Consider the following 26,986-nt stretch of genomic DNA (forward strand, 5'->3'; position numbering starts at 1 on the left):
GGCTTCAATTTTCTTTCCGCGGATGATCAGAATTGGCGAATTTAGTAGCGATCCATCAGCCCAATTTTTTCCCCTGGCTTGGCTACTTTGACAAGATTCGCCGGGCAGAGATCTTTGTTTTCTTGGATGACGTCGACTATCCGCGATCGGGATCCAGCGGAATGGGCTCCTGGATCAACCGCGTTCGGCTGCCGATCCAGGGCCATGCGCAGTGGGTTACCTGTCCGATCAAGCGGCTGGCTCGAGGGCAATCCATCCTGGCAGCCCAAATCGACGATGGCCAGCCATGGCGCAAGAAGATGATTCGTACGTTGCAGGTGAACTATCGAAAGGCACCGCAATATGAACACGCAATGGACTTTCTCTCGTCTTTGATCGAGTCGGCCGAAGGCAATCTTGCTGCCTTCAACATGTCGGTCATCCGTGCAATTGCGGAGCGCATCGGTGTGAGCGCTCGGTTTGTGCGTCAATCCGAGCTTACGAGCGAAGGGCAGGCAACCGAACGGCTAATCTCGCTGGTGAAGGCTGTGGACGGATGCGCCTATCTGGTGGGAGGGGGGGCAAAAGGTTATCAGGACGATGACCTGATCCGGGGAGCAGGCATAGATGTCGTGTATCAGCACTACGTTCCGAAATGCTACGGATCGCCAGACCGATTTCTGCCCGGCCTTTCGGTCATCGACTATCTGATGCACGATGGTCGCCCGCTAAGTGAGGCCTTCCCCGATAGGTCATGATGACGAAAACCGTTATTCTGCTTACCGGCTTTACTGGCGATGAACTCGGGCGATTGAAAGCTGCTTTTTCGAGCGTAGCTGATGTGCGCGCGGTATCGACTTCGCAGGAACTGGGCCGGCTTCAGCTTGGCCCGCACACGCTGCTTCTAAGCTTCGGAACGAGCGTGATCGTTACTTCCGAAATACTCGGTCGGCTTGGAAGACCTGCCTACAACCTGCACGCGGCTTCGCCGGAATTTCCAGGTCGCGACCCGCACCACCACGCCATCTACCGCGATGCCGAGGTATATGGTGCAACATTGCACGTCATGGATGCAAAGGTCGACGCCGGGTCTATCGTTGCGGTGGAGACGTTCCCAGTCGCACCCGATGCCACGCCTGCTTCATTGTTGAAGGCGGCGAATGAAGCCGGCATACGGCTAATCGAAAAGCAGGCCCCTCGCTTGCTCCATGCGGAGCCAATGCCCTCGCTCCCCGGCATCGCTTGGGGACGCGTGAAAACAACCAGAGCCGATCTCATCCGGCTTTCCAACATATCACCGCTAATCGATGAACCGGAACTTCAGAGGCGCTACCGCTCGCTGGAGGGAGGGGCGTACGACAATCTCGTCGTTCGCATCCACGATCGAATGTTTCGTATCGACAAGCGTGCCACGCCTACAGTTGGCTCCGCCGCCGTTGATGACGACTTTACCGAAGAGGCATATCGCCGGCTGCTTTCATTGCTGAAGGCAGGTGGTTATCGCTTTGCCTTCTATGGCGACGCTTCGGGCGATCGCCACGTCATTTGGCGGCACGACGTTGATTTTTCCATGCACCGTGCGGTCGCGCTAGCCGAGATCGAGGCGAAGGAGCGCGTCGTGAGCACGTACTTCGTCAATCCTCATTCCAGCTTCTACAATCTGCTCGAGCCGTCAGTGACCCGGTTACTCCACCGCATTGCGGAACTTGGACACGAGATCGGATTGCACTTCGATTCAGCAGCGTATGGTGTCAAAGAATGGGACATCGGTCTCTTGGAGAGAAGTGTCGAACGAGAGCGCAAGCTGTTCGAGATCGCATTCGATGTGCCGCTCCGATCGCTCAGCTGGCACAACCCGGATACGTCGAATCTGCTCGACTTTGATGCCGATCGTATCAGCGGATTGTGGAACGCCTATTCACGTCAGCTGCGCAATGAATACCGATACTGTTCAGATTCCAATGGCTATTGGCGGTTCCAGCCCATGTCAGCCGTAATTTCTGAAGGACACCCGCGTCTGCACCTCCTCACGCATCCTGACTGGTGGACGAAAGAGAGGCTGCCTCCCTCGGAGCGAGTAGATCGAGCGATCCTCGGGCGCGCGCGTCAAGTCCGCCGCGATTACGATGTCGGCTTGATGAGGGCAGGGCGCCTCAACAAGGTTTGAGGGCAAGCCGTTGCTTCTCAAATATCTGACTGGGTGGGTGTACGCGCCGGCGCTGGAATACACCGAGCGGCGCGCTTGGATCACAGCCAAAATGACCCGATGAAACAATACCTTAGTGACATGCTAAAACAGCCTTTCCTGCCTTCTTGCGCATGAGACATCCAAGCGAGAAATTCTTCGTGCCGCTGGCCTTGGAAGATTACCAAGGAGGTGACTATGAACGGCTGCAGAGGCGTATCGCCCGCTCGAACCGCTTTCCATTGAAGCCTCTCGCCATTATGGCCGGCGTGCTCAACGGCATTGTTATTACAATCATCGCTGTCGTGGTGCGGTTGCTCGTGAAAGTTCGTCCGTCACCCTGGCATCGCGAACTGGGCGATCTCTATCTTCATGTTCCGGAGATGGCCGTCCACAAAGGCATCGAACTGGATGCGCTGGTCAACCTTCGGAGCTGTTTGCTCGGTCGTTGCATCGACATTGGCTGCGGCAACGGATTTGTCGGCGGACTGCTGAAGCGCACAGTTGGCATAGCCGAAATTTACGGGATCGATCCGGTCGACAGTTATGCCAACGATGCGCTAGCGAACGGATATGCCGGCTTTTCGGGAGCGACCGCTGCTGAAATACCGCTGCCGACAGCCTCGTTCGATTGCGCCGTCAGCATTTGCGTGTTGGAGCATATTCGAGAACTCGACGATGTGTTTCGCGAAATGCTTCGTTTGCTCAAACCGGGAGGCGCGCTTGTCTTCACGACGCCGTCGCCCGAGTTTCGCTTGAGCACACTGGATGCAGCGATTTGGGGCTATCTCGGCAGGTCCTCGCGCGTCGAAGATGGCGCGCGATTGCGAGACAAGGTCAGCATGCACTTCCACTACGCATCAGCGAATGATTGGCGGACGAAGTTGGAGCAGATTGGGTTCGAGAGCGTAAATGTTTCGCCAATTTTCTCGAGACGGCAACTGCTGGCCTATGAACTGATGAACTGGCCGGTGCGAGTTCCCGAGTTGTACTTCTCAGACAAGTTGTGGGTTCTATGCCGGAAGATCAAGCCCATAAAACGGGTGCTTTCTTGGTCGACTGCCATGATTGCGGCATGGGTGGCAGGTTGGAGCGTTCGCGAAGACAGTCAGACGCACTGGGCAATCTCTGCGCGACGGCCGGCGGTCGCGAGCGCGCCTTGAAGGCGTAGTTCGTTCAACCTGTTTGACGTAGTTGACAATGCGCTCTGCCGACGAGGAGTGCCTTCGGGCTAACGCATATCAAACGAGAGTGGAGATCCGAGCCTGGTTTCCGCGTCTAGTGGATCGATCAAATCGCCGAAGAAGTCATGGCTCTTCGACGGGGTACGTCAGTCGGTTCGATCGCGAAGCTGCGTTCCACAAGCCGTCGAGCAGGTGTCGGAAATCAGAACTCGCCGATATGGCGGGAGGTTCACATTGGAAGAGGGCGGTAGCTGATGTGTGGCGTATTCGGTGTCCTTGACCGACGAGGTCTAAGACTGCCACGGCAGAAGTTGCTGCATGGCCTTTCCGTGGTTTCTCACCGCGGACCTGATGGCGAGGGGGTTGTCTGGTTCGATACACGAGCGGGTAGTGGTCGGGTAGTTCGTGACCATAGCCAATCTGCCATTGAAGAAACGGCTAGTCTCCTTCTGGCGCACCGGAGGCTCGCCATTATCGATCTATCCGATCTTGGGCACCAGCCGATGGCGTCCGATGACGCGAAGCTTTGGATCACCTACAATGGGGAAATCTACAACTATCTGGAGTTGCGGACCGAGCTAGAAAGCAAGGGTATCGTCTTTCGTTCAAATTCCGACACGGAGGTCATTCTCCGCTCATATCAGGAGTGGGGGGCGGATGCGTTCACCCGATTTGTCGGAATGTGGGCGTTGGCGATCTTGGACCTTCGGCAACGGTGTTTGGTGCTTTCACGCGACCGTTTCGGCATCAAGCCCCTACACTACTTCTTCTCGGGCGATCGGTTTGCGTTCGGCTCGGAGATCAAGCAACTGCTTGAGATTCCCTGGGTTCCGCGAACGCTCAACGCGCGAGCCGTCTATGACTATCTCCGGCATGAGGTGGCTGACATCGGAACAGAAACTTTCTTTTCCGAAATATGCAAGGTCCGTCCGGGCAATACGCTGGTCGTCCCGTTGGATAAGGGCGGTTACGAGGAGCAACCCTATTACAGGATGCCTGCCGGAAATGAGCTTACCGACATTTCGCCTGAAGACGCGGCTGTTCGATTCCGAGACTTGCTTCGCGAAAGTGTGCGGATCCATTTGCGCGCCGACGTCCCCGTCGGAACGTGCCTTTCTGGCGGGCTGGATAGCGGAGCAATCGCTGTCCTGATGCGTGATGTCTCTCAACACGAACAGCTTTCCATCGAAAGGCACGCGTTCAGTTGCCACTTCGATATTCCTGAAGCCAACGAGCTTGAGTTTACGAAGCAAAATATGACGGCCGCCGGGATGCAGCCGCATTTCACCGTGCCTCAGGACGCGGATATCGAGGCTGATCTGAAGGCCCTCGTTTGGCATCAAGATGAGCCCTTCAGTTCTACCTCAATTTTCGCGCAATGGTCCGTTTTCCGACTGGTACAGAATGCGGGGGTCAAAGTGGTATTGGACGGCCAGGGCTCGGACGAGATGCTTGGCGGTTATTCCAGCACTGCCCCGCACGTCTTCCTCGAGTTGGCGGCACAGGGACGGCGTCTGAGCGCCCTTGCCGAGAGCTGGAGATGGTCTCGTTTGCAGGGAACGCCTTGGCGCACCGCAATGCCTCTGCCGAGGCTGAGCCGCGCTCTCGCTTTGCTGACCGGAGTAAGCGGCGGTACTGCGGTTCCCGCATCCAAGTCATGGATGCGGGATGATTTTGAACGTGAGTTGGCGAGCAAATCTGTGGTCGGAGCGGGCTCTTACGAAACAACTTGGGACGAGAAAGCTCCGTTGGCTTCGGTCCTGCGTCGGTTTTTCTTCGAAAGTAACCTGCCCGCACTGTTGCGATATGAAGATCGAAACTCGATGGCCTTTTCCGTCGAATCGAGGGTTCCGTTTTTGGATCATCGATTGGTGGAGTTTGCATTTGCGCTTCCAGCCCACATAAAGTTTCGCGGCGGCTACACGAAGCGCATCTTGCGAGACGCGATGCAGGGCCTGCTGCCTGACCCTGTCAGGATGAGGGCACGGAAGATGGGCTTTGCAACCCCGGAGATGCGCTGGCAAATGGGTGTGCTAAAGCCACTTATTCTCGACGCCATCAACTCGGACAAGATGGCAGAATTTCTCGATAGAGAAGCCGCGCTTGCGGCACGCGATCGGATCGAAGAAGGGCAACGTTTCGATTTTCTCCCTTGGCGGTGGCTCAATCTATATTTGTGGCGCAGCCAATTTAACGTTTGACTTGTTCACCAGTATCGGCTCCGCAGTACGCCTTAGCTGTGGCCATGCTCCATCTGGAAAAGTGACTATGACGACTGCCGCTGACCGCAGACCCGTCGTTGTATCTTTAACGCCGTTGCCGCTTTCGGCCGACAGCCGAACGCTAAAGCAGGTTGTTTCAGTCCATCGACTGGGCTTCAGGTCAATTGTACTTGAAGGACAAAAGAGCCAGCTCGCGCGTGCGGATGTACCAATCGAACTAATATCGAGCTTAGAAACTCCAAAAGCCTCCCCTGTCGAAGTGCGGCAAATCGAAGTGCGGCAAAGTGCACATGAAACGGCATCGTCTGCGCCGTGCCCCGATTGCGCGCCCAATCCTCACCGGGGGGCTGCCCTATTGAAACTGCGGGACTCACGCCTTGGCAGCTTCCTTCGGCCGTTGCCAGGCATGCGAGCGATCGCGCGTGTTCTTGTGCCCGGCCTGGATCGTTTGAATTCTGCGATCGTCTCCGCACGCAAATCGGGGGCGATTGTCGCCTTTACTAAGATAGCTTTCCGGGGGGTGATTGATGCGATTATTGGCACTCTAAAAAGAGTTGCTGGGCTCGCGGCAAACCAGCTCCCGGCATGGGCATTCTACCATCCCACGTTGTTCGTGCGGCATCTTGGTACCTATCTCAACAGGTACGTCTTTTCGGTGCTGGCCGTAACCCCGCGAGCTGATATTTATTATCTTCACGCATTTTACCAGTTTCCGGCCGTCTGGATTCTCTGTCTGAGGTATCGGGCAAAGATGATCTACGATGCGCATGATTTTTATTCCCAGCTCGAGGATGATGGCAGTCTTTCATCGTTCTGGAAGAACTGGGTTCTGCCGTTCGAAAGATTCGTGGAGCGACTTTGCGTCAGGTTCGCTGATGATGTAGTGACGGTGAACGATGGTATTGCCGATCTGATGCGCAAACGATTCGGTCGTGATCCGATAATCCTTCGTAACGCCCACGACCCTCGCCTTGATCGGGCGCCTGCCGGGACAATCAGAGAAGCGATTGGCCTGCCAGCCGATGCGTTTCTCGTCGTTTCTATCGGAAACTGGAAACCGGGGATGGCCATGGCGCAAATGTTCGACGCCTTGTCGAAGTTGCCGCGGAAGGTTCATCTTGCCTTCCTTGGAGCGGGCTATCCACCTCTTGACGAGGCAATCAACTCGCGCGGCATAGATGGAAGAGTTCACGTAGTTCCGCCGGTGCTTCCGCAGGAGGTAGTGCCTTTTATCAAGTCCGCGGACGCGTCCGTCGTGCTCTACTACGGTAAGTCGATCAATTATCAGAACGCGCTGCCCAATCGCTTCTTCCAATCGATCGCAGCGAAGTTGCCGCTGGTCTATCCCGATCTCACCGAAATGCGCCGCCTGGCAGATCGTTACCAAGTGGGACTTCTGGCCGATCCTCAGCATCCAGATCAGATCGAAGCGGCGCTCCGCGTCCTAATCGACAACCCCGAGCAGCGCATCGCTTTAAGGAAAAATCTCGACCTCGCCAGTGGTGAACTCTGTTGGGAGCGCGAAGAGCGCGTCCTCAGAGCGCTCCTCCATCAGCACCTCGGCATAGCTGACGAGTCGTGTTCTGAAACGACGAAAGCGGCCGTTCATTAGCGAAGACTCTAGAAATCAAAAATGAAAAAGAAAAGGACTCTCTTTCTCGATCTAAATGGGATCGGGACGACAGTAATGGCTTCGGCAACGCTGCTGCGTGGCGTGTTGGGCCTCAAGGATGGTGCGCAGCCGCCGGGTTTGTTGCGCGGCAGCGCTACTGCGCGTACGCTCTATGCTCATTTGCAAGATTTCAACCAGCGGTTATCGTATGTTCGCGATTGGAGGGACGCATTCTGTCGGTCGCCCGTGCTCGACGCAACAGTCTGCGACATGAACAACCTCATCCATCTCGGAGCTTGCATGCTCCGGGTAAGAGCCTACGACTTGATCGTAGTTTCCCATGTTGCGGCCGGCGATGACATGTCTTTGATCAGCCGTATCGCTCCCTTCCTGGCCAAGCGCTCCTGTCCGATCGTCGTTTTTCTCGGAAACGAGTACGATCTCCTTGATCAAAAGCTTGAGTTCTGCCGAGCCATCGACGCCGACTTTCTCTGCAGCCAACTTCCGATGGCTGCCGCCGAATACCTCTACGGCGAGCTTGGCGGAACACGAATCCTTGCTGCGCCTCATGCTCTCAACCCTTCCGTCTATTTTCCTCAAGGCGCGCAGCGCGATATCGACGTAGGATTCGTGGGTGACATCTATTGGCCCTTTGTCGGTGATCGCGAACGGACTGATTTGATAGAGTATTTTGAACGGCATGGCGGGGAACGGGGCATTCGATGTGATATACGAGCCGGTCGATCTTCGCGAATGCCGCGCGGGGAATGGGCTGCGTTCCTCAACCGGTGCCGCACTTTGATAGGGGCGGAATCCGGCACATACTATCTCAATGAAAAAGGAGCATTGCTCGATCGCGCCAGAAGCTACAATTTGAAACAAAACCAGGCTGCCAGCTTTGAAGACGTGTTTGAAAAATTCTTCGCCGGCGTCCCGCGTGGAGTTTCAGGGAAGAGCATCTCGTCAAGGCACTTTGAGGCAATCGGCACGAAAACCTGTCAGATTCTGATCGAAGGAAGCTATAACGGGATACTCAAGGCAAACGAGCATTACATTCCCGTGCGGTCTGACCTCTCGAATCTAGACGAAGCAATCCGCGCTCTCCGCGACGAGGCGTTCTGCAGCGAAGTTGCGGAACGCGCTTTCGGCTTGGCGATGTCGGGACACACCTATGACCATCGCGTGGCCGGCATTGTGTCACGCGTCCTGTAGTTGACGAGCAAATAGTTCGAGATGTGTGGAATCGCAGGAACGCTGAACTTCGATCGGCAAAAACCGGTTGATCGCGAACTCGTTGTGGCGATGACAAGAGCCCTCGCCCATCGTGGCCCGGATGCAGAAGGCGTGTGGGTGAGTGGCTCGGTTGGATTAGGTCATCGCCGTCTTTCGGTTATCGATCTATCCGCGGCTGCCGAGCAGCCAATGATCTCCGACGATGGCCAGGTCTGCATCGTCTACAACGGAGAAGTCTACAACTTCCTGGAATTGAAGCGCGAACTGCAGGGAAGGGGCTTTACATTTCGAACCTCGTCCGACACCGAGGTCATCCTCCAGGCCTATCGATGCTATGGTCAGGATTTTGTGAAGCACCTACGAGGAATGTTTGCGCTTGCGATCTGGGATTCGGCACAAGGAACGCTGCTCCTCGCTCGCGATCGGGTTGGGATCAAGCCGCTCTACTATTATGTCGGTCGGGAGCACATACTATTCGCTTCGGAGTTGAAGTCTCTCCTGGCAGATCGCCGAATGCCGCGTGAAGTTGATCAGGCGTCATTGACAAATTTCCTTCATCTTCTCAGCATTCCGGACCCGCAATCAATTCTGAAGGGAGTTCGAAGGCTCGATGCCGGTCACATACTTCTAGTCAGCGGTCGTGACGTGCGAGACCGCCAGTACTGGAACGTGCCGCTGCCGGCCGCACCGCGATCGCTGTCGCTGGCCGACGCTTGTGCAGAGTTTGATGATCGGTTTGGTGATGCCGTTCGAACTCACCTTGTTGCAGACGTCCCAGTTGGGGCTTTCCTGAGTGGTGGTGTCGACTCGAGCGCGGTCGTGGCGCTGGTGGGCCCTCAGGCCAGTGCGGGGATGCGCACGTTCTCGATTGTATTTAGAGGCGACAACGTCTTTGACGAAGGGCCTTATGCGCGGCTCGTAGCTGAACGCTACGGTACGATACACCGGGAGATCGATCTCGGCGCCGAGGCGGGTGATTTTCTTCCAGAGATGGCCTGGCATTGTGACGAACCCTTTGCTGTTTCGTCAGCGCTCGGTATCTACTTTCTCGCCAAAGCGGCGCGAGAGGATGGAATCAAGGTCGTTCTGACGGGCGATGGGGGAGATGAAGTCTTTGCCGGCTATCCTTGGCGGCATCAGGACTTTCCTCCGCTGCTTGCTGCCGGAGCAAAGCCGCTGCGCCGCCTGCTTTCGCACGTTGGTGCGATCGGACATCGCCTCGCCCCAGAACTCCGGTTGTGGCGGGCGATGACGAGGGGCGAGAAAGAAGCAGAACGCTATATCGACAGCTATGCTTGCCTTCGAGACATCGACCTCGCCAATCTTGTTCAGCCCGACATTTGGACGAACCTAAAGAATGAATGGTCTCGCAACGTTACGGCCTCACACTATGAGTCCGCGGTCGGCCAGCCGGAACTGACGCGCAAGCTGTACACCGACATGAAATCTTCGCTGATCAGCGAGATGTTAACAAAGGTTGACAGGCTTACAATGGCAGCTGGTGTTGAAGCGCGCGTACCGTTCCTGGATCATGAGCTAGTCGAATGGGCATTCTCTTTGCCTGGTGACATAAAGCTAAAGGGCGGCGAGGGCAAATTGGTTGTGAAGAGAGCGATGGAGTCTCGCCTGCCCGCTGACATTCTCTACCGGCCCAAGGCGGGTTTCAATTTGCCGCTCGGCAAGTGGCTGCGCACAGGATTGAAGGAAATGGTGCACGATCTCCTCTCGCCGACGAGTGTTCGGCGAAGAGGCTATTTTAGACCGGAAGTCGTCTCGAGCATGGTGGATCGACACATGAAAGGCGGCGACGACATAGGTAATCGGTTGTTCGTGTTGCTCATGCTCGAGCTCTGGCACCGGCAAGTTCTGGATCGGTCTGCTTCTGCCATCACTATTGGCTCGGCGGTCTAATAAGGCGATCACTGCAATCACTATGGGCCGTCCACTGAAGATATTGGCGATTGGTTATGCTACCAGCACGCATGTCGTGAACAGAGTGCGTTGCTTTGGTGACTTGGGGCACGAGATTTATCTGCTTAGCACGCCTTCGGCCGGGCTCACCGAGATCAGCGAGCTCATGCCTTCAGTGCGTCCCGGAAAGGATGAATGGGTCTCGCGCCTTGCGCGTTGGGGCAGCAAGTTAGCCCGACGGGATTTGAGTGGTCTCTCAGATATGATGCGAATGTTTCTTGATTTTCGTCGTCTCGTCAAAACGACGAACCCGGACATCATCCACGTGCACTACGCATACAGCACTTGGGCCTGGCTGGCTGGAGCCTTAGGTTTTCGTCCGCTGGTGGTCAGTGTCATGGGCGGCGACGTGCTGTTTGAAGAGCAAGGAGCTCCAACGCCACGCGGAATTGCGCTAACCAAGAGGCTCTTTGCGGTAGCAGATTGTATAACTGCGAAATCAGATTTCCTGATTACCAAGCTCAATGAATTGGGTGGTTATGGCGTCAAAGCGACTCGCGTGGTCTGGGGGGTTGATCCCCAACAATTCCGTCCCTTGGATGCGTCAATGCTCCGGGCCGAATTAAAAATTCCGAATGGCGCTCGGGTGGTGCTAAGTCCGAAGATACTGCAGCCTTTTTACAACATTGACGTGCTCGTTGAGGCCATGGCCTTGGTGGTCAAGAAAGTTTCGACGGCCCATCTTGTCGTTACGGAATATGGAGCCGATCCGCAGTATCGCAGGGAACTCATGGAGCGGATTGAAACGCTAGGTCTCAAGGAACATGTCAGCTTTGTTGGCCGTATCCCGTATGATCGAATGCCGATATTCTATTGTCTTGCCGAAGTTGCGGTTGGCATTCCGCGCTCGGACGGCTTGCCGCAAACTCTACTTGAAGCAATGGCCTGCGGGGTTCCCAGTGTAATCGGCAGGCTCGATCGCTATGGAGAAATCGTAAAAGACGGCGATAGCGTTCTGTTTGCCGATGTGGATCCCGACGGAGTTGCTCGTGCCATTCTTCGACTGCTTGACGATGAGGAGCTACGTGGACGTATCGCCGCCAAGGGACGGGATATTGTGGTCCGAGTCGCAAACTTTCCCAACGATGTAAGGCGCGTCGAGGCGATCTATCGGGAACTGGCGTCTAAGCCCAAAAGACATGTCCGATATCGTCCTCTGATGCTCGTTGATGTGGCCCGCTATTGGCTGCGGATCTGATGTCAGTGCCTGAGGTCGCTCCCGTTCTTTCATTCGAAACCTTACTTTCCGTGGATACCTGCCAGCATGAAGTCGTTCGTCCCGCTCATCAGCCCGGAGACGGCTGAAACTTTGCAGCCGTCGCCGATCTCTGACGAAATCTCCGACCAAACAACGTCGCTACAAGCGAGTAGCGGACTCTCCTATCCCGTTGTGGGAGGAATTCCTCGATTCGTTCCCCCAGAGAACTACGCGGCGGCTTTTGGGCTTCAATGGAAGACATTCCGTAAGACCCAACTCGACTCGTATACGGGGACGTCAATCAGTCGAGATCGGCTGGAGCGTTGCCTCGGCGGCTTCGATGCTGTTCGCGGCAAGCGTGTGCTGGAAGCCGGCTGCGGCGCCGGGCGGTTTACCGAGGTGTTGTTGGCCGAAGGAGCGCAGGTTTTTGCCTGCGACCTCTCGACCGCGGTGGAAGCTAACCTGGAAAATTGCAGCGCGCACACTGGGTATTTCGTCTGCCAAGCCGACATCCGTGCACTCCCGGTTGCGCCTCGTTCCTTCGATGTAGTGATCTGTCTTGGTGTGATCCAGCACACGCCCAATCCCGAAGAAACCATTGAAGCCCTTGCCCGCTACGTTGCACCAGGAGGGCTACTGGTGATTGACCATTATCGCTATGGTCACGAAGACATGACGAAGATCCGACAGCGCCTACGAAGCTTGCTCATCAAGCAAAAGACCAGGTTCTCCATGGCTTTCATCAGAGCCATGGTTGCCGCCATCTGGCCTCTGCACAAGCTCGCTTGGGCGCGCCGTAATTCGCCGTTTGGGAGCAGCCTTCGACGTATGTTGCTTCGCGCCTCGCCAGTGTTGGACTATCACGATCAGTACGGAGAATTAGGTCCCGATTTGCTTTACGCGTGGGCAGTTCTTGACACTCACGATGCGCTCACTGACCGGTACAAACATAAGAGGTCGACCGATCAAATCGCGCAAGATTTACAAGCTTGCGGCCTTGTTCAAATCAGGGCGGAATACGGCGGCAATGGTGTCGAAGCCAGTGCTCGTGCACCGGAATGACTTCTCGCCTGCATCATTTCGTGCGTGGAGAAGCGTCTTCAACGCGGCCGGTACCAATGACCCGGCCTCGTGCGGGCGTCTGAGTGGGTTCCTCGAAAACTGAAAGGCATGCGGCAGCCACATGTGTGGAATTGCAGGTTTCGTATCCCTGACGTCTGAGCCTTGTCCTCAGAGAAATGCGGTGCTGCGTGCGATGTCTTCGCTGATCAGCCATCGTGGTCCCGACGGGAGCGGCGAATGGTCATCGAAAGACGGATGCGTCGGTTTCGTTCATCGACGGCTTGCGATCATTGATCTGTCGACGAGTGGTAAGCAGCCTATGACTGCGCCGAACGGCACAGCTATCACGTATAACGGCGAGATCTACAATTATATCGAACTGCGCAAGGAACTGTCGGCGCAATGGGTGTTCCGCTCGACTTCAGATACGGAAGTAATCCTGGCCGCTTACGATAGATGGGGTGATGACTGCGTATCGCACCTGCGAGGAATGTTCGCGTTCGCGATCTGGGACGAGAAAAAGAAAAAACTATTTATCGCGCGAGACCGCTTCGGCATCAAGCCACTCTACTACACGAGGCAGAACGGAAGATTATTCTTTGCATCGGAAGCGAAGGCTCTGCTGCCTCTGCTTCCCGACATTCGTACCGATTCGACCGCGCTCGCGGAGTACTTGACCTTCCAGTATACGATTGGCGCCAAAACGCTCTTTGAACAAGTCGATGCATTGCTGCCCGGACATTCGCTCACGGTGCAGGACGGAAATGTTCGCGTTCGTCGTTACTGGGATGTGCAATATGTCGTCGATTTCGACCACAGTCCTAGTTATTTCGAGGGGCGTTTCAAGGAATTGATCGCTGACTCGATGAACATTCATTTGCGGGCAGATGTTCCGATCGGGGGATATGTCTCAGGAGGGCTCGATTCGAGTCTCATCGCGTTGCTGGCTTCGCGTCATGATCACCGTAATCGCCTCGCGTTCCACGGCCGATTTTTGGAATTCCCTGGGTACGATGAGAGTCGATATGCTCAGGAGGTCGGAGACCTTGCCGATATGACCTTGCATATCGCCGATATCAATGCGGAAGACTTCAAGAACTCAATCAACGATGTCATCTACCATCTTGATTTTCCGGTTGCCGGCCCAGGTTCATTCCCGCAGTTTATGGTCTCGGCGCTCGCGGCGAAGCATGTGAAGGTCGTTCTTGGCGGACAGGGCGGGGATGAGTTGCTTGGCGGTTATGCACGATACCTGGTGGCCTACTTCGAGCAATCCATCAAGGCTGCAATGGACGGCACGTACCAACAAGGAAATTACGTCGTTACGATCGAGTCCATTGTGCCGAACCTTGGCTTGTTGCGTGAATACAAGCCCATGATCAAAGAGTTCTGGCGCGAGGGGCTATTCGAAGATCTGGATAAGCGATATTTCAGGCTCATTGACCGGTCCACCGACATGGTCGGCGAAATCGACTGGAGCTCACTGGACAAAGATCGCGTCTTCGACGCATTCCGCGAGATCTTCAACAATCAGGAGAACGTTAGAAAGGAGGCGTATTTTGACAAGATGACTCATTTCGACTTCAAATGCCTTTTGCCGGCGTTGCTCCAGGTCGAAGATCGGATGAGTATGGCGCACGGGCTTGAAAGCCGAGTGCCTCTCCTCGATCATCCTCTTGTCGAATTCCTGGCCACGGTGCCCGCCGACGTCAAATTCAAGGGCGGACAAATGAAGCAACTGATGAAAACCGCTTATCGTGACGTCTTGCCGGCTGATTTGCTGAAACGACGGGACAAGATGGGGTTTCCAGTTCCCGTCAAGGAATGGTTCGACGGATCGCTTCGTGACTTTATAACGGATATCTTTGGTCAACAGCGTGCGCGTGCGCGAGACTACTTCAACAGCGGTGTTGTGCTCGCTAACTTCCAAGCGGCTTCCCGGTTCTCGCGCAAGACTTGGGGGCTCCTATCCCTCGAGTTATGGCACCAACGCTTCCATGATCGTGCGGCCGAGTTCAGGGCCATGGTGCGATCGTAGATCCTGCGGGGGCTCCGGCGGTGGGCTGACGCTTCGCTCCAGAGTTTTGATAGTGCTCTTCAAAGTCGCTCCCGACGTGGCCTCGGACGGCTGGAGCAGAAGTAGTAAGGTTCAGATGTCGGACCGCATGGCACCCCGATGGCTCGGTCCGCATGGGCCGGTCCGGCAACCGAATCCGGAGGATGTCTTAATTGGCGTAATCCGGGGCCTCGGCCGATATTTGACAACGGCGGCTGCCATGTTATCTCCGCCGCTTCTTGAATTAGTTTTCACAAGTTGGGCCCGCGCCAAACCAAAACGGGACTGAAAATGGAACACGGACGCAACATCGCTGTAATTGGGTTGGGCTATGTCGGCTTGCCTGTTGCTGTGTCGTTCGCGCGATCGGGGGCGACGGTGGTCGGCTTTGATATCGACCAAAGGAGAGTCGCCGAACTCAAGGACGGGAATGATCGTACGCGAGAGGTTGAACAGAGTGATCTGCACCGGCCCTCGCTCATCTTTTCGTCCGATCCCGAGGCGATGGCGAGGTCCGACTTCTATATTGTCACGGTACCGACGCCGATCGACGAGGCAAGGCGACCAGACCTGAGCGCCATGATCTCTGCATCGCGGTCAGTTGGCGCGGTGCTGAAAAAGGGCGACATCGTTGTCTACGAGTCGACGGTCTATCCCGGTGCCGTTGAGGAAGAGTGCATTCCGATTTTGAATAAGACTTCGGGACTCAAGGCAGGGGAAGATTATTCGGTTGGCTATTCGCCTGAACGCATCAACCCGGGCGACAAGCAGCATCGGTTTGAAACGATCGCCAAGGTAGTTTCGGCGCAGGATGCGCACACCCTCGATATCGTGGCCGAGGTTTACGGATCTGTCGTCACCGCAGGCATTCATCGTGCGCCTTCCATCAAGGTCGCAGAGGCGGCGAAGGTCATTGAGAACACGCAGCGCGATTTAAACATCGCCTTCATGAATGAATTATCGCTGATTTTTCAGGCTCTCAACATCGACACCGTAGACGTGCTGGCAGCGGCGCGCACGAAGTGGAACTTCCTCCCATTCCAACCAGGGCTCGTCGGCGGCCATTGCATTGGTGTTGACCCCTACTACCTGACCTATCGCGCCGAGAAGGCAGGCTATCATCCGGAGGTCATCCTTGCGGGCCGACGCATCAACGATGGCATGGGGCAACGCGTAGCGCGGGAATGCGTCAGGGGTGTGTTGCGGCGCAAGGCACAAAGCGGCGTTGTCACGATCCTCGGTTTGACATTCAAGGAGGACGTTCCCGACACGCGCAATTCGCGCGTCATCGACATCGTGCGCGAATTGCAATCATTTGGTCTGACCGTACAGATGCATGATCCGCTCGCGGATGTGGTCGATGCCGAAGAAGAATACGGAGTGAGGCTCCTGCCGTACGATAAATTGCGACCTGCTGACGCGGTGGTCCTCGCGGTGGCGCATGAGGAATACGCCAGCGGTGGATGGCCGCTGATCCAGCGGCTTCTGGTCGGCGGCAGCGGCCTGGTCTTTGACGTAAAGTCGAAACTCGACCGCAGCTCGAAGCCCATCGGCATCGAACTGTTACGACTCTGAGTTCGAGCATGGCGAGCAACACGGTTCTTGTCACCGGAGCGGCCGGCTTTATTGGCTTCCATGTCAGTCAGCGTCTTCTCTCGGAAGGTTGCGGCGTCGTCGGCGTCGATAGCGTCAATCACTATTACGACCCGAAGCTGAAAGAAGCTCGTCTAGCTCTACTCAAGGGGGATCGAAAGTTCAGCTTCGAAAAGCTCGATCTTGCCGATCGGGAGGCGATGGAGGCGTTGTTTGCCCGGCATCGCTTCACCAAGGTGATCCACTTGGCTGCGCAGGCTGGCGTCCGATATTCAATCCAAGATCCGCACGCCTATGTCGACGCGAATATGCAGGGCTTTGTCAATGTCTTGGAAGGATGTCGACACAATGGATGTGAGCATCTCGTCTATGCCTCCTCATCGTCAGTTTATGGCGCCAATACCAAGCTGCCGTTCTCGACCGCTGATGCTGTAGATCATCCGATCAGCCTCTATGCTGCGTCAAAACGGGCAAATGAACTGATGGCTCATGCCTACAGTCACCTCTATCGCCTTCCTACGACAGGCCTGAGATTTTTTACGGTCTACGGTCCGTGGGGCCGCCCTGACATGGCGATGTTTATTTTTGCCAGATGCATTATGGCCGGTAAGCCAATCCAGCTCTTCAATCACGGCAAGATGCGCAGGGATTTCACTTACGTCGACGACGTCAGCCAAGGGATTGTCCGTCTCATCGATCGACCGCCACAAGGCCGCCTCAACGCATCGAATAACGCCGACCTTGATCCGGCGAGAAGCAGCGCGCCCTGGAAAATATACAACATTGGGAACAATAATCCGGAGGATCTGACTCACGTCGTTTCCTTGCTCGAAAAGGAGTTGGGCAGGAGGGCCGTGACGGAAATGTTGCCGATGCAGCCGGGCGACGTCGAAGCAACTTACGCCGATGTCAGGGATCTCGAGCAGGACATCGGCTTTCGTCCTGCAACGCCGATCGATCAGGGAATCGCTCGCTTCGTGAAGTGGTACCGGGACTATTACCGAATCTAGACGGTAGAGCCCACAACAGGTTTCGACACTGGATGGTCACATGAGAATCTTTGTCACCGGCGGAGCCGGACAAGTCGGATCAACCGTTATCGACATGCTTTTGTCGCGCGGCGACAAGGTGGTTGCGATCGACAACTATGCGACCGGCCGGGCCGACAACCTGACCAAACACGATAACCTGACGCTGATCGAGGACACGATCGCAAACGCGGAGGTGATCGACGGGCTGTTCTCGGATTTTCGTCCCGAGGTCGTGGTCCATACCGCGGCTTCCTATAAAGATCCGGATGACTGGGGGACCGATGCGCTGGTCAATGCGGTCGGCACGGCCAATATCGCCAAGGCCTGCAGGACCTTTGGCGTGTCGCGGCTGATCTATTTTCAGACCGCACTCTGTTATGGCACTAAGCCGCTGCAGTCGCCGATCTCCCTCGATCATCCGATCAATCCGGTGAACTCGAGCTATGCGATCTCAAAGACCGCCGGCGAGAACTACGTGCAGTTCTCCGGAGTGGAATGGGTAACGTTCCGCCTCGCCAATGTAATCGGTCCACGTAACGTGTCTGGCCCGCTACCGATTTTCTATGGTCGCCTCGCCAAGGGGCAGAAATGCTTCGTCACGCCGGCGCGGCGCGACTTCTGCTACGCCGGCGATCTCGCCCGCGTCGTGGTCAAGGCTGCCGACGGAGTCGGACGAGGCACGTACCATTTTTCGTCGGGCCAGGACGTCGCAATTAAAGAGTTGTACGACGCTGTAGTTCGGGCGATGAAGCTCAACGACTATCCTGAGGCGGAGGTGAAGCCGCTCGGTCCGGACGATGCAGCCTCCATTCTTCTCGATCCCGAGCGCACGTTCAACGACTTCGGTGCGATCGAGTTCACGCCGCTTGACGAGATCGCCCGCCTGTCCGTCGAACGCTGGCAAAGGGAAGGCGTCGTGGGGGGATACACGCACCTGAAGGAGGCGCGTGCAGAAATTCGCACCACCTGATCGGACGCTTTCGATGCGCATCATCATCACCGGCGGAGCTGGCTGTCTCGGCTCGAACCTTATCGAGCACTGGTTGCCGCGCGGTCACGAGATTCTCGTCATCGACAACTTTGCGACCGGCAAGCGAGAGGTCGTGCCTGCCGTCCCGGGTCTGGCGCTGATCGAAGGGTCGATTGCGGACCGCGACCTTGTAGCGCGTGCGTTCGCAGGCTTTCGCCCCACTCACGTCGTTCATTCCGCGGCATCCTACAAGGACCCTGCCAATTGGGGCGAAGATATCGCGACGAACGTGCAGGGGACCGCCAACGTAATCGAGGCCGCACGAAATGCTGGCGTCCGCCGCATCGTCAATTTCCAGACCGTCCTATGTTATGGGCGGCCGGAGGGCACGCCGATTCCGGTCGAACATCCGCTGCGTCCGTTCACGAGCTACGGCATTTCGAAGGTCGCCGGCGAGCAATACCTGGCATTGAGCGGACTGCCTTTTGTGTCGCTGCGGCTCGCAAACGTGACCGGGCCGCGCCTTGCGATCGGCCCAATTCCGACGTTCTACAAGCGGCTGAAGGCAGGGCAGGCGTGCTTCTGCACGGACGCTTACCGCGATTTCCTGGATATGTCCGATTTTATCGCGGCGGTTGACCTGGCGATGATGGATGGCGCTCCGACCGGAATCTTCAACGTGTCGAGCGGAACGGGACATTCGATCAGGGAGCTCTATGACTCGGTGCGCTCGCACCTTGGCCTGCCGCCCGACCCGGACGTCAAGGTGGTGCCTGTTGGCGATGATGACGTCCCGTCCGTCGTCCCAGATCCGACCTGGACGGACAATGTTCTCAGCTGGCAAGCGAAAGTGCCGTTCGATGAGACGATCCGGCGACTGCTAGCCTGGTATGACGCGCACGGTGTGACCGACGTTTACAGTCACCTGGCTGTACCCAAAGGTTAAAGATGAACTCTTTCAACGGATCGACCATACTCGTGGTCGGAGGAGCCGGCTTCGTCGGCTCGAACCTTGTCAAAAAGCTGCTGGAGGAGGGGCCCGCGCGTATTGTCGTGGTCGACAATCTGCTCTCGGCGGATGTCTCCAATGTGCCGGATGATGGGCGAATCGAATTCATCGCGCGGTCCATCACCGACGACGACGTGCTTGCGGCGTTGCCGGAAAACCTCGACTATGCGTTTCATCTCGCCTGCTATCACGGCAATCAGTCGTCGATCGCCGATCCCATCGCCGATCACGACAACAATACTCTCACCAGCCTCAAACTGTTCGACAGACTCAAGGACATTCGCTCGCTACGCAAGGTGGTATACGCGGCCGCCGGCTGCGCCGTTGCGGAGAAGACATTCGACGGAGCGAGCGCCACCAAGGAGGACGCTCCGGTTTCGCTGTTCCACGACAGCCCGTATTCCATTTCGAAACTGGTCGGCGAGATGTACGGCAACTACTACTTTGCCAGGTACAAATTGCCATTCGTGAAGGCGCGCTTTCAGAACGTTTACGGTCCCGGGGAGATCCTCGGAGCCGGCCATTGGCGTGGAACTGTCCACACAGTGTGGCGAAATGTTACTCCGACCTTCATATGGAAGGCACTACACGGCGAGGCGTTGCCCGTCGAAAACGGCGGCATCGCATCTCGCGACTTCATCTATGTCGAGGACATGGCGAAGGGATTGATGGCGTGTGCGCTATCAGGCGAGACCGGAGAGATCTACAACCTGGCCTCCGGCGTCGAAACGACGGTGCTGGAACTTGCAACGCGCGTGAATTCCATTGTCGGTAACAAGACGCCGATCGCGTTGAAGCCGGCGCGCGACTGGGACCGGTCGGGGCAGCGCTTCGGCGATCCGGCCAAAGCGCGCGAAAAGCTCGGTTTCACCGCAACCGTCGCCCACGAGGATGGACTGAAGCGAACCATCGACTGGACGCGACAAAACCAGGTGCGCATCGCTTCATGCATGCGAAATCACCTCGCGTATGTCCCCGATGTCGGAAAGTATTCCTGATGCTGAAGATTCTGACTGTCGTCGGCGCCCGACCTCAGTTCATCAAGGCGGCCGCCGTCAGCCGCGCCATCCGCGAGACCGAAGGTCTCTCCGAGGTGATGGTCCATACCGGACAGCATTTCGATTCGAATATGTCGGCCGTCTTCTTCGAAGAGCTGGGCATTCCGGAGCCGCAGCACCACCTCGATATCCACAGCGGCGGCCATGGTGATATGACGGGGCGGATGCTGATGGCGGTCGAGCCCATCTTGATCGAGGAAAAGCCGGACTGGGTCGTCGTCTATGGCGATACGAATTCGACGCTGGCGGGATCGCTGGCTGCGTCAAAACTGCACATCCCTGTCGCACATGTCGAGGCCGGGCTTCGTTCGTTCAATCGCCGTATGCCTGAGGAAATCAATCGGCTTGTCACCGACCATTTGTCTACACTGCAATTCTGTCCGACGACGACGGCGGTCGCCAATCTCGCTGCCGAGGGGATCAGAAAGGGCGTCCATCATGTTGGTGACGTGATGTACGACGCGACCTTGTTCGCGATCAAGAGGGCGGCGGAGAGTTCGAATCTCCTTTCAAATCTCGGCCTTGAGCCGAACGGTTATGCGCTCGCAACCGTTCACCGTGCCGAGAACACCAACACGCCGGGTCAATTACGCTCAGTCATCGAGTTCTTGCAGGAGAAGGCGCAACGGCGACCGGTCGTTCTGCCGCTGCACCCGCGCACTGGTCAGGCCGCATCTCGAATGGGTATCCGACTGGACGGATTGCAGGTGATCGATCCAGTGGGATATCTTGATATGGCGAAACTCCTGCACCATGCCGCCGCCGTTTACACGGATTCGGGAGGGCTTCAGAAGGAGGCCTATTTCCATCGGGTGCCCTGCGTCACTCTACGGGACGAAACAGAGTGGACCGAGACGATTGCCCATGGCTGGAACAAACTCTGGAAGGGGCCGGACTACGCCGCTCGCGGAGAAATAAGCGAATACGGAAACGGTCGCGCAGCGTTCATGATCGCCGATCTGCTGAAGGCCGCGAGCGTGACTGCATAGCCGTCGTGAGGCTTTGACGCGCGCGGCCGTGGCAAGCGCGTTGGCCTGGCGGTGAGGATCATGCACCTTTTGCAAGGTGCAGATGACCGATCCCCTGCCCAAGGTAGAAGATTGTGCCGTCTGCTTCAAACCTGGAAAGCATGCCCCAAAGACTGAGGCGGCCCGGGATGGGCTCGCCCACAGTCGTTGCCGTGACTAACGCGCCTGTCTTGCTGTCCGGACCGGAAAACGTCCAACTGTTTTTTTCACGTTCGTACCGTCCGTGATAGTTGGTGCCGCATGCGATCGAGCCCAAATTGAACACTACGCAAGTTTCAGGATAAAGCTTGATGACAACCTGCTTGCCTGCAAGGACCTCCGCTTCCAGCGGATTAGTCTTGGCGTAATCCACCTGATACTCGGCCTTGAAGATATCGACCGCAGCGGTGATAACAAGGATTGTCGCGAGCACCGCGGGCAAGATACCCCACCAGGCGCTCCTTCTCGCGATTCCGCGCATATCACTGAGGAGCAAGGGGCTAACTAACAGCCCCAGGAAGCATAGCTGACAGAAGACGAAAGTCACGCTCATGACGAGATCGCGCATCATCTAGCCTCGGAGGGATCTGCCGGTTTTGTATCCAGAAAGCGGATCTCGCGCACGGCGACCAGTCGGTTCGTCAATTCGTGGAAGACAATGCGCCACAGCCGATGATCACCCGCTCCTGATGGCAGGGTAAATTCGCTGGTCAGCGAAGATGCCGAATTCGCGGTGTCAATCGGGAAAAGGCCGGCAGAACGCCATTCCTGTCCCCAATCGGCGTATTCAATTTCGACCTGAGGGGCGACCAAGTCCGACTTGAGCCATTCGATTTTTACTCGAACTGGACTCTTTGTGACGCCGCCCCCGAAATCAAAACCAACCCACGGTTCTGGGTCAGCGCCATTCGGACTAGGCATCCAGTAGCTCTGCGTGTCACCGTCGAATGCATTCAGCGGACTGAGACCATCCCAGGATGAGCTGGCTAGGGGTTGAGAAAAGCCCTGTTCGGTTCCGGGCGGAATGACGCGAAAAACATGAATCGTCGGCCCATAGCTGGCGCAGATCTTCCCACGAATTGAATCGATCATGCGTCCCGCATGATTAGCGTACTGCGCCTGCGCGGAGATGCCTGCCGCGAACCATACACCGATCGGATTGGCTCCGAGCAACCCGATCACACTGCGGTAAAGCCGCTGCGGCACAGCCTCACCAAACCATGGCTCGTACATTTTTGGTTGGGACGGCTCCGTACAATCCCGAGCGCCTTCCGAGAAGCTCCGAACGTATTGGATACCCGATTTCGCAATAGGCTCGGAGGTCTCGCTGTTGAGGAGATCTTGATACAGCCTGACCGAAAACGGTCCTTCGTTCTGCATCGTGAACCGTTGGGTTTTGCGCATTTGGGCAAAATGCGGCGACCCGAACACCGAGGATGAGAGTATGACGTAGTCAGGCCGGTAGGCGTAAAGCTCGTTATATGTGAGTAGACCGTACATATAGCCATTTGGAAACTTGTTAAGGTCGAAGAACGCCGAGTCATCCCAGATTATTCGAGCATCGCGCGGAATGTTTCCTGCTTCCGCCCAACGCCCGATCTCGATTGAGGTCATCAATTCCGTCGCGCGCCAGGTGAGCGCCAGCGCAGCCGGGCTCCACCATCGCCCCACGATCACAGCGCCAATGGCAAGTGCGCAAACAATCTGCGCGCCGGCTCGGCCCGTCCCCTTGACGCGGGCCAGGAGCCGACCGAGCGCTTCCACCAGTTCGCCCGCGAACAGGGCCACCGCGACAAAAGTCCCCAGCATGTAGCCGAGCTCGACCCAGAGTTTGCCGTTTACCGAGTACCAAAGCAGTTGCGACAGCCCAAAAATGAGAAGCACGAACATGGGCCAGCGCACGGATCCGCGGATGGCGTTAATGCAAATGAGAATGGCGGCGGTCAATGCCATCGCCATGACAACCGCGCCGAAGTTCGTCCAAAGACCGGATATCCAGCTCAGTGCGTTCGTTGGTGTAAGCCAACTCTGGGACATCAGACCAAGTACAATCTTTGTCATGTAATAGAAGTCAGCGCTGAGGAACGCGTACGGTGTTGAAATGAAATACGTAACCAACGAAATGCCAGCAAGCAGGAGCACGCGTTTGACCAATTCACGAGCTGCTTGCAGAGTGAACAGATTCCCGCGTTCAAGCATGAGCCCCTTCACCGTCACCAGCGCGACCATGGGAATCATCCATGGGCCGCCCAATTTAGTTCCCTGTACGAGGCCGCTGATAAGCGCGAGGCCGCCGAGGCTTTCGAGGTCTCCCTTGCGCAGGTGACGAACCGCTACTGCCAATCCCAATATGGCCAGCATGAGCTGGGTCGTGTCGGGGTGAATGATGCTGCTGTAGTAGTTGAAATAGTGATCCGTTAGAAGGATCGCGGCGCCAACGGAAGCGCCGAACCGGCCGATGTGATAACGCCCGAAATTGTAGATCATCATCAGGGCGAGCAGGCCGGCCAAAAGGCTTAGTGAGCGCAAGATGATGGGAGCGGTTGGAAAGGGAGGAAGTCCCAGAGCTTGGAGCGGCGCATAGATCAGAAAAGCGAGCCCCATGTACACGCCGCCGTAGTAGTACCCGACACCGGCGTAATTGATTTTTCCCCAATAGGGGGGGAGCCGCTTCCCTTTGGAGGGCGCGAGGACGAAATTGAAGGGATCGCCGTAGGGAACATCGCGCATCCCGTCAAGCGCCATCGAAAGCGGAGCCTCATCGCTGATGCAGCATCTTAGAATGTAGGGGGTCTCTGTTACTCGGGAAATTACGGGCGCGAATGCCGCGAGATAGACGATCGCCATGATGGCCAGCGGGACATCGAGGCGCAGATGTCCTCGGGCTTCCTCAACGATGATGCGAATGCATGCCGAGAAGAAATGCCGGAAGGCCGAGAGCCAGCCGAGAGGAGTGTGGATGACAGCAACTAATGTTGGTTGTTTGATAGGCAACCGAATATTCTGAAGAAGTAACTTCAAGTTCATGCCACGTTTGGGTCCATCGCGCCCTCTCCAGCACCGCATCGTTAAGCCCAGCCCGCTATTTCGGACCCTACATTCAATGCGCCGTAATCCCGATATTTGGCTTTTACACGAAGAGGATCGGCCTTTCATGGCTTTTTTGAAATAGCGATAACCTCCAGCATCTCGGCAAACCCGAAGTTGCTTTTTTCGACCCAAGTGCGTCTTCGGGGTGCAAAATTGAATGGTCCGGTCCTGCCAACCGGACAGGGCGATGTGCCAATTCCACTTTAGTACCGGTGCTCTGGTTGTGTGCTTGACTGTAGGCTCTCTTCCTTCGAAGGTCCGGTAGATCAGTCAAATCCTTGCCGGCGAGGGCAGGCTCCTGTTGGAGAGGGATTTTGCAAGCTGATTGAACGCCGGTTGATACCCATGCTACGGTCCGCAGCGTGCTCGAAACTAGTAGTTTGTACCCCGATCAGCACGGAAGCATTGGCCTCGAAACCTGGGCGAGATTCGCTGGAAGCCCGACGGAGGCTGGGACGATGCATTGTGCGCGAGAAATGAGCCGGCAATTGAGGAGCAACGGGCAGAGTGAACGATATTACTGTCGGGCAGAATATTAAGGTTGTCATTTTGGCTGGTGGTCTGGGCAGCCGTCTTTCTGAGGAGACGGTTCTCAAGCCGAAGCCGATGGTCGAGATCGGAGGCCGCCCGATTCTCTGGCACATCATGAAGATCTACAGTCACTACGGATTTTCAGATTTCATCATTTGCCTCGGATACAAGGGCTACGTGATCAAGGAGTATTTCGCCAACTATTTCTTGCATACTTCTGACGTTACGTTCCATCTGGCGGAGGACCGCATCGATATTCACCGAAACACAGCGGAGCCCTGGCGCGTCACGCTGGTCGATACGGGAGATGCCACACAAACCGGCGGCCGCATCAAACGCATAATCCCCTACGTCGCCAATGATCCCTTCTTTGCCCTGACCTATGGCGATGGCCTTGCGGACGTTGATCTCGGCCAACAGGTCGCTTTCCACCGGAAGCATGGCCGGATGGCGACGATTACAGCGGTTCGGCCCGCCGCCCGCTTTGGTGCGATGCGCCTAGAGGGCGAGAGGGTTGTCAATTTCGCCGAGAAGCCGGCGAGCGACGGTGGCTGGATCAATGGCGGCTTCTTCCTGCTTTCACCCTCGGTGGCCGATTTGATTTCAGGCGACGATACGGTCTGGGAACACGGGCCGGTCGAGTCAATCGTTCGACAGGATCAGCTACGCGCATTTTATCACCATGGCTTTTGGCATCCCATGGATACTCTGCGTGAACGCAACTTCCTGGAAGAAGAGTGGGCACGCGGCACTGCGAGCTGGAGGATTTGGTGATAAACCGGAGCTTCTGGGTCGGCAAGCGCGTCTTTTTAACCGGGCATACCGGTTTCAAGGGAGCGTGGCTCTGCCTTTTGCTCTCGCAGCTTGGCGCAGAGGTCTATGGTCTCGCACTTGAGCCCGAGAGCGAGGACGGTCTCTTCGTGTCGGCTGCTGTGAAGGACATTGTTCATCATACGATCGGCGATATTCGTGAAGTCGATGCGGTGGGAAAAGCGGTCGATGCAGCACAGCCGGATATCGTCATCCACATGGCCGCGCAACCACTCGTGCGCCGCTCTTATCAAGCGCCCGTTGAGACGTACGCCACGAATGTGATGGGCACCGTCCATCTGCTGGAGTGCGTAAGATCGGTCCCAACGGTTCAGGCCGTTGTCATCGTGACCAGCGACAAGTGCTACGAGAACAGGGAATGGCCATGGTCTTATCGCGAAGCGGACCAGCTCGGAGGTCGGGATCCCTATAGCAACAGCAAGGGCTGCGCCGAAATGGTCACGGCCGCGTACCGCGACAGTTTCTTCCAGACCAAGACGGCTGCGCGGGTCGCGACTGTCCGCGCCGGTAACGTGATCGGTGGTGGAGATTGGTCGACGGACCGATTGGTTCCCGATGCAATGCGCGCGTTCATTTCAAAGCAGCCTCTTCGCATCCGCAATCCTTCATCAGTCCGACCCTGGCAGCATGTGCTGGACCCGCTCATTGGCTATCTGGTTCTGACGGAACGTCTGGTCAACGAAGGCAAGCGGTTTGAGGGGGGATGGAATTTCGGTCCTCAAATGGATGGCGAGGTTTCCGTTGCCGTGCTCGCGGATGCTCTGGTGCGCCATTGGGGCGAAGGATGCAGCTGGGAGCGGGAACACGGCGAGCAGCCCCACGAAGCCAACTATCTCAAGCTTGATTGTTCGAAGGCACGCAATCTGCTCGGATGGCGTCCTCTGATCGAGTTTGAAGATGTCTTGCGGCTTACTGTGGATTGGTATCGTGCACATCAACGAGGCGAGGATATGCGCCGTTTTTCGCTTGAGCAGAGCGCTCTAATGATCACAGTACCACGGATGTCGTCCTGACCCGAGGATAGATCCGTAGCGGTCGGAATACCCAAAGACAGCAGCAGTTAGCGCGGCCATCTCGGAGAGAATTACGATGTCACAGGAGTTGCACGAGATTACGCGATGTGAGGTGTGTGGCGATAGCAAGCTTGATCGCGTGATCGATCTG

At 56.5% G+C, this 26,986-nt stretch carries 20 protein-coding genes; 18 read left to right on the forward strand and 2 right to left on the reverse strand.

Going from position 1 to position 26,986, the window contains the following annotated elements; genetic code table 11:
* Positions 1 to 32 precede the first annotated feature (32 nt).
* The 16 genes from AAFG16_RS18545 to wecB all read left to right on the forward strand — a co-directional run bounded on the left by AAFG16_RS18545 (position 33) and on the right by wecB (position 21,352).
* The gene (locus AAFG16_RS18545) at positions 33 to 737 is read left to right on the forward strand and encodes a WbqC family protein (protein ID WP_342740125.1); all 705 of its coding nucleotides are present in this window, start codon (positions 33 to 35) and stop codon (positions 735 to 737) included.
* A complete protein-coding gene (locus AAFG16_RS18550; RefSeq protein WP_342740126.1) occupies positions 734 to 2,146 on the forward strand; it encodes a formyltransferase family protein in 1,413 nt (470 codons plus the stop codon). The genes AAFG16_RS18545 and AAFG16_RS18550 overlap by 4 nt, the downstream gene beginning before the upstream one ends.
* A gap of 179 nt (positions 2,147 to 2,325) precedes the next feature.
* Positions 2,326 to 3,327: a class I SAM-dependent methyltransferase gene (locus tag AAFG16_RS18555; protein ID WP_342740127.1), complete on the forward strand. Its 1,002-nt coding sequence runs from the start codon at positions 2,326 to 2,328 to the stop codon at positions 3,325 to 3,327.
* 275 nt (positions 3,328 to 3,602) lie between these two features.
* Positions 3,603 to 5,549 carry an asparagine synthase (glutamine-hydrolyzing) gene (asnB, locus tag AAFG16_RS18560; RefSeq protein WP_342740128.1) on the forward strand — a complete coding sequence of 649 codons (1,947 nt, stop codon included), beginning with the start codon at positions 3,603 to 3,605 and terminating at the stop codon, positions 5,547 to 5,549.
* 67 nt (positions 5,550 to 5,616) lie between these two features.
* Entirely contained in the window at positions 5,617 to 7,182 is a 1,566-nt protein-coding gene (locus tag AAFG16_RS18565; protein WP_342740129.1) for a glycosyltransferase, read from the forward strand.
* 21 nt (positions 7,183 to 7,203) lie between these two features.
* Entirely contained in the window at positions 7,204 to 8,394 is a 1,191-nt protein-coding gene (locus AAFG16_RS18570; RefSeq protein ID WP_342740130.1) for a glycosyltransferase, read from the forward strand.
* Between the two features lie 21 nt (positions 8,395 to 8,415).
* Positions 8,416 to 10,326, forward strand: a complete 1,911-nt coding sequence (asnB, locus tag AAFG16_RS18575; RefSeq protein ID WP_342740131.1) for an asparagine synthase (glutamine-hydrolyzing) — start codon at positions 8,416 to 8,418, stop codon at positions 10,324 to 10,326.
* A gap of 22 nt (positions 10,327 to 10,348) precedes the next feature.
* Positions 10,349 to 11,584 (forward strand): glycosyltransferase family 4 protein, encoded by a 1,236-nt coding sequence (locus AAFG16_RS18580; protein WP_342740132.1) that lies wholly within the window; start codon positions 10,349 to 10,351, stop codon positions 11,582 to 11,584.
* A 66-nt stretch (positions 11,585 to 11,650) separates the two neighbouring features.
* A complete protein-coding gene (locus AAFG16_RS18585; protein WP_342740133.1) occupies positions 11,651 to 12,646 on the forward strand; it encodes a class I SAM-dependent methyltransferase in 996 nt (331 codons plus the stop codon).
* A 181-nt stretch (positions 12,647 to 12,827) separates the two neighbouring features.
* Positions 12,828 to 14,684, forward strand: coding sequence for an asparagine synthase (glutamine-hydrolyzing) (gene asnB / locus AAFG16_RS18590; protein ID WP_342740134.1), 1,857 nt, complete (start codon positions 12,828 to 12,830; stop codon positions 14,682 to 14,684).
* A gap of 309 nt (positions 14,685 to 14,993) precedes the next feature.
* Positions 14,994 to 16,277 (forward strand): nucleotide sugar dehydrogenase, encoded by a 1,284-nt coding sequence (locus AAFG16_RS18595; protein ID WP_342740135.1) that lies wholly within the window; start codon positions 14,994 to 14,996, stop codon positions 16,275 to 16,277.
* A gap of 8 nt (positions 16,278 to 16,285) precedes the next feature.
* Complete coding sequence (locus AAFG16_RS18600) at positions 16,286 to 17,305, forward strand: NAD-dependent epimerase (RefSeq protein ID WP_342740136.1); 1,020 nt, start codon at positions 16,286 to 16,288, stop codon at positions 17,303 to 17,305.
* A 40-nt stretch (positions 17,306 to 17,345) separates the two neighbouring features.
* Positions 17,346 to 18,296, forward strand: a complete 951-nt coding sequence (locus AAFG16_RS18605; protein WP_342740137.1) for an NAD-dependent epimerase/dehydratase family protein — start codon at positions 17,346 to 17,348, stop codon at positions 18,294 to 18,296.
* 13 nt (positions 18,297 to 18,309) lie between these two features.
* Positions 18,310 to 19,242 carry an NAD-dependent epimerase/dehydratase family protein gene (locus AAFG16_RS18610; RefSeq protein WP_342740138.1) on the forward strand — a complete coding sequence of 311 codons (933 nt, stop codon included), beginning with the start codon at positions 18,310 to 18,312 and terminating at the stop codon, positions 19,240 to 19,242.
* 2 nt (positions 19,243 to 19,244) lie between these two features.
* Positions 19,245 to 20,303, forward strand: coding sequence for an NAD-dependent epimerase/dehydratase family protein (locus tag AAFG16_RS18615; RefSeq protein WP_342740139.1), 1,059 nt, complete (start codon positions 19,245 to 19,247; stop codon positions 20,301 to 20,303).
* A complete protein-coding gene (gene wecB / locus AAFG16_RS18620) occupies positions 20,303 to 21,352 on the forward strand; it encodes a UDP-N-acetylglucosamine 2-epimerase (non-hydrolyzing) (RefSeq protein ID WP_342740140.1) in 1,050 nt (349 codons plus the stop codon). The genes AAFG16_RS18615 and wecB overlap by 1 nt, the downstream gene beginning before the upstream one ends.
* Positions 21,353 to 21,410: 58 nt before the next feature.
* Here wecB and AAFG16_RS18625 read toward each other — a convergent pair whose 3' ends face one another.
* Both AAFG16_RS18625 and AAFG16_RS18630 read right to left on the reverse strand, forming a co-directional pair.
* Positions 21,411 to 21,941, reverse strand: a complete 531-nt coding sequence (locus tag AAFG16_RS18625; RefSeq protein ID WP_342740141.1) for a hypothetical protein — start codon at positions 21,939 to 21,941, stop codon at positions 21,411 to 21,413.
* The gene (locus AAFG16_RS18630) at positions 21,938 to 24,397 is read right to left on the reverse strand and encodes a discoidin domain-containing protein (RefSeq protein WP_342740142.1); all 2,460 of its coding nucleotides are present in this window, start codon (positions 24,395 to 24,397) and stop codon (positions 21,938 to 21,940) included. Before AAFG16_RS18630 ends, AAFG16_RS18625 begins: the two co-directional genes overlap by 4 nt.
* 597 nt (positions 24,398 to 24,994) lie before the next feature.
* Here AAFG16_RS18630 and rfbF point away from each other — a divergent pair.
* Together rfbF and rfbG are read left to right on the forward strand one after the other, a co-directional pair.
* Positions 24,995 to 25,765: a glucose-1-phosphate cytidylyltransferase gene (gene rfbF, locus AAFG16_RS18635; RefSeq protein WP_342740938.1), complete on the forward strand. Its 771-nt coding sequence runs from the start codon at positions 24,995 to 24,997 to the stop codon at positions 25,763 to 25,765.
* Positions 25,729 to 26,835 (forward strand): CDP-glucose 4,6-dehydratase, encoded by a 1,107-nt coding sequence (gene rfbG, locus AAFG16_RS18640; protein WP_342740143.1) that lies wholly within the window; start codon positions 25,729 to 25,731, stop codon positions 26,833 to 26,835. The genes rfbF and rfbG overlap by 37 nt, the downstream gene beginning before the upstream one ends.
* The last annotated feature ends 151 nt before the right edge of the window (positions 26,836 to 26,986 follow it).

Origin of the sequence: Bradyrhizobium sp. B117 (genome assembly GCF_038969555.1) — a bacterium.
Taxonomy (GTDB): domain Bacteria; phylum Pseudomonadota; class Alphaproteobacteria; order Rhizobiales; family Xanthobacteraceae; genus Bradyrhizobium.

What these genes read in the sequence shown, in the direction of transcription:
- AAFG16_RS18550 (WP_342740126.1), top strand. Translation starts at nt 734, where the DNA reads ATGATGACGAAAACCGTTATTCTGCTTACCGGCTTTACTGGCGATGAA.
- asnB (WP_342740128.1), top strand. Translation starts at nt 3,603, where the DNA reads ATGTGTGGCGTATTCGGTGTCCTTGACCGACGAGGTCTAAGACTGCCA.
- AAFG16_RS18565 (WP_342740129.1), top strand. Translation starts at nt 5,617, where the DNA reads ATGACGACTGCCGCTGACCGCAGACCCGTCGTTGTATCTTTAACGCCG.
- AAFG16_RS18570 (WP_342740130.1), top strand. Translation starts at nt 7,204, where the DNA reads ATGAAAAAGAAAAGGACTCTCTTTCTCGATCTAAATGGGATCGGGACG.
- asnB (WP_342740131.1), top strand. Translation starts at nt 8,416, where the DNA reads ATGTGTGGAATCGCAGGAACGCTGAACTTCGATCGGCAAAAACCGGTT.
- AAFG16_RS18580 (WP_342740132.1), top strand. Translation starts at nt 10,349, where the DNA reads ATGGGCCGTCCACTGAAGATATTGGCGATTGGTTATGCTACCAGCACG.
- AAFG16_RS18585 (WP_342740133.1), top strand. Translation starts at nt 11,651, where the DNA reads ATGAAGTCGTTCGTCCCGCTCATCAGCCCGGAGACGGCTGAAACTTTG.
- AAFG16_RS18595 (WP_342740135.1), top strand. Translation starts at nt 14,994, where the DNA reads ATGGAACACGGACGCAACATCGCTGTAATTGGGTTGGGCTATGTCGGC.
- AAFG16_RS18600 (WP_342740136.1), top strand. Translation starts at nt 16,286, where the DNA reads ATGGCGAGCAACACGGTTCTTGTCACCGGAGCGGCCGGCTTTATTGGC.
- AAFG16_RS18605 (WP_342740137.1), top strand. Translation starts at nt 17,346, where the DNA reads ATGAGAATCTTTGTCACCGGCGGAGCCGGACAAGTCGGATCAACCGTT.
- AAFG16_RS18610 (WP_342740138.1), top strand. Translation starts at nt 18,310, where the DNA reads ATGCGCATCATCATCACCGGCGGAGCTGGCTGTCTCGGCTCGAACCTT.
- AAFG16_RS18615 (WP_342740139.1), top strand. Translation starts at nt 19,245, where the DNA reads ATGAACTCTTTCAACGGATCGACCATACTCGTGGTCGGAGGAGCCGGC.
- wecB (WP_342740140.1), top strand. Translation starts at nt 20,303, where the DNA reads ATGCTGAAGATTCTGACTGTCGTCGGCGCCCGACCTCAGTTCATCAAG.
- AAFG16_RS18625 (WP_342740141.1), bottom strand. Translation starts at nt 21,941, where the DNA reads ATGATGCGCGATCTCGTCATGAGCGTGACTTTCGTCTTCTGTCAGCTA.
- AAFG16_RS18630 (WP_342740142.1), bottom strand. Translation starts at nt 24,397, where the DNA reads ATGAACTTGAAGTTACTTCTTCAGAATATTCGGTTGCCTATCAAACAA.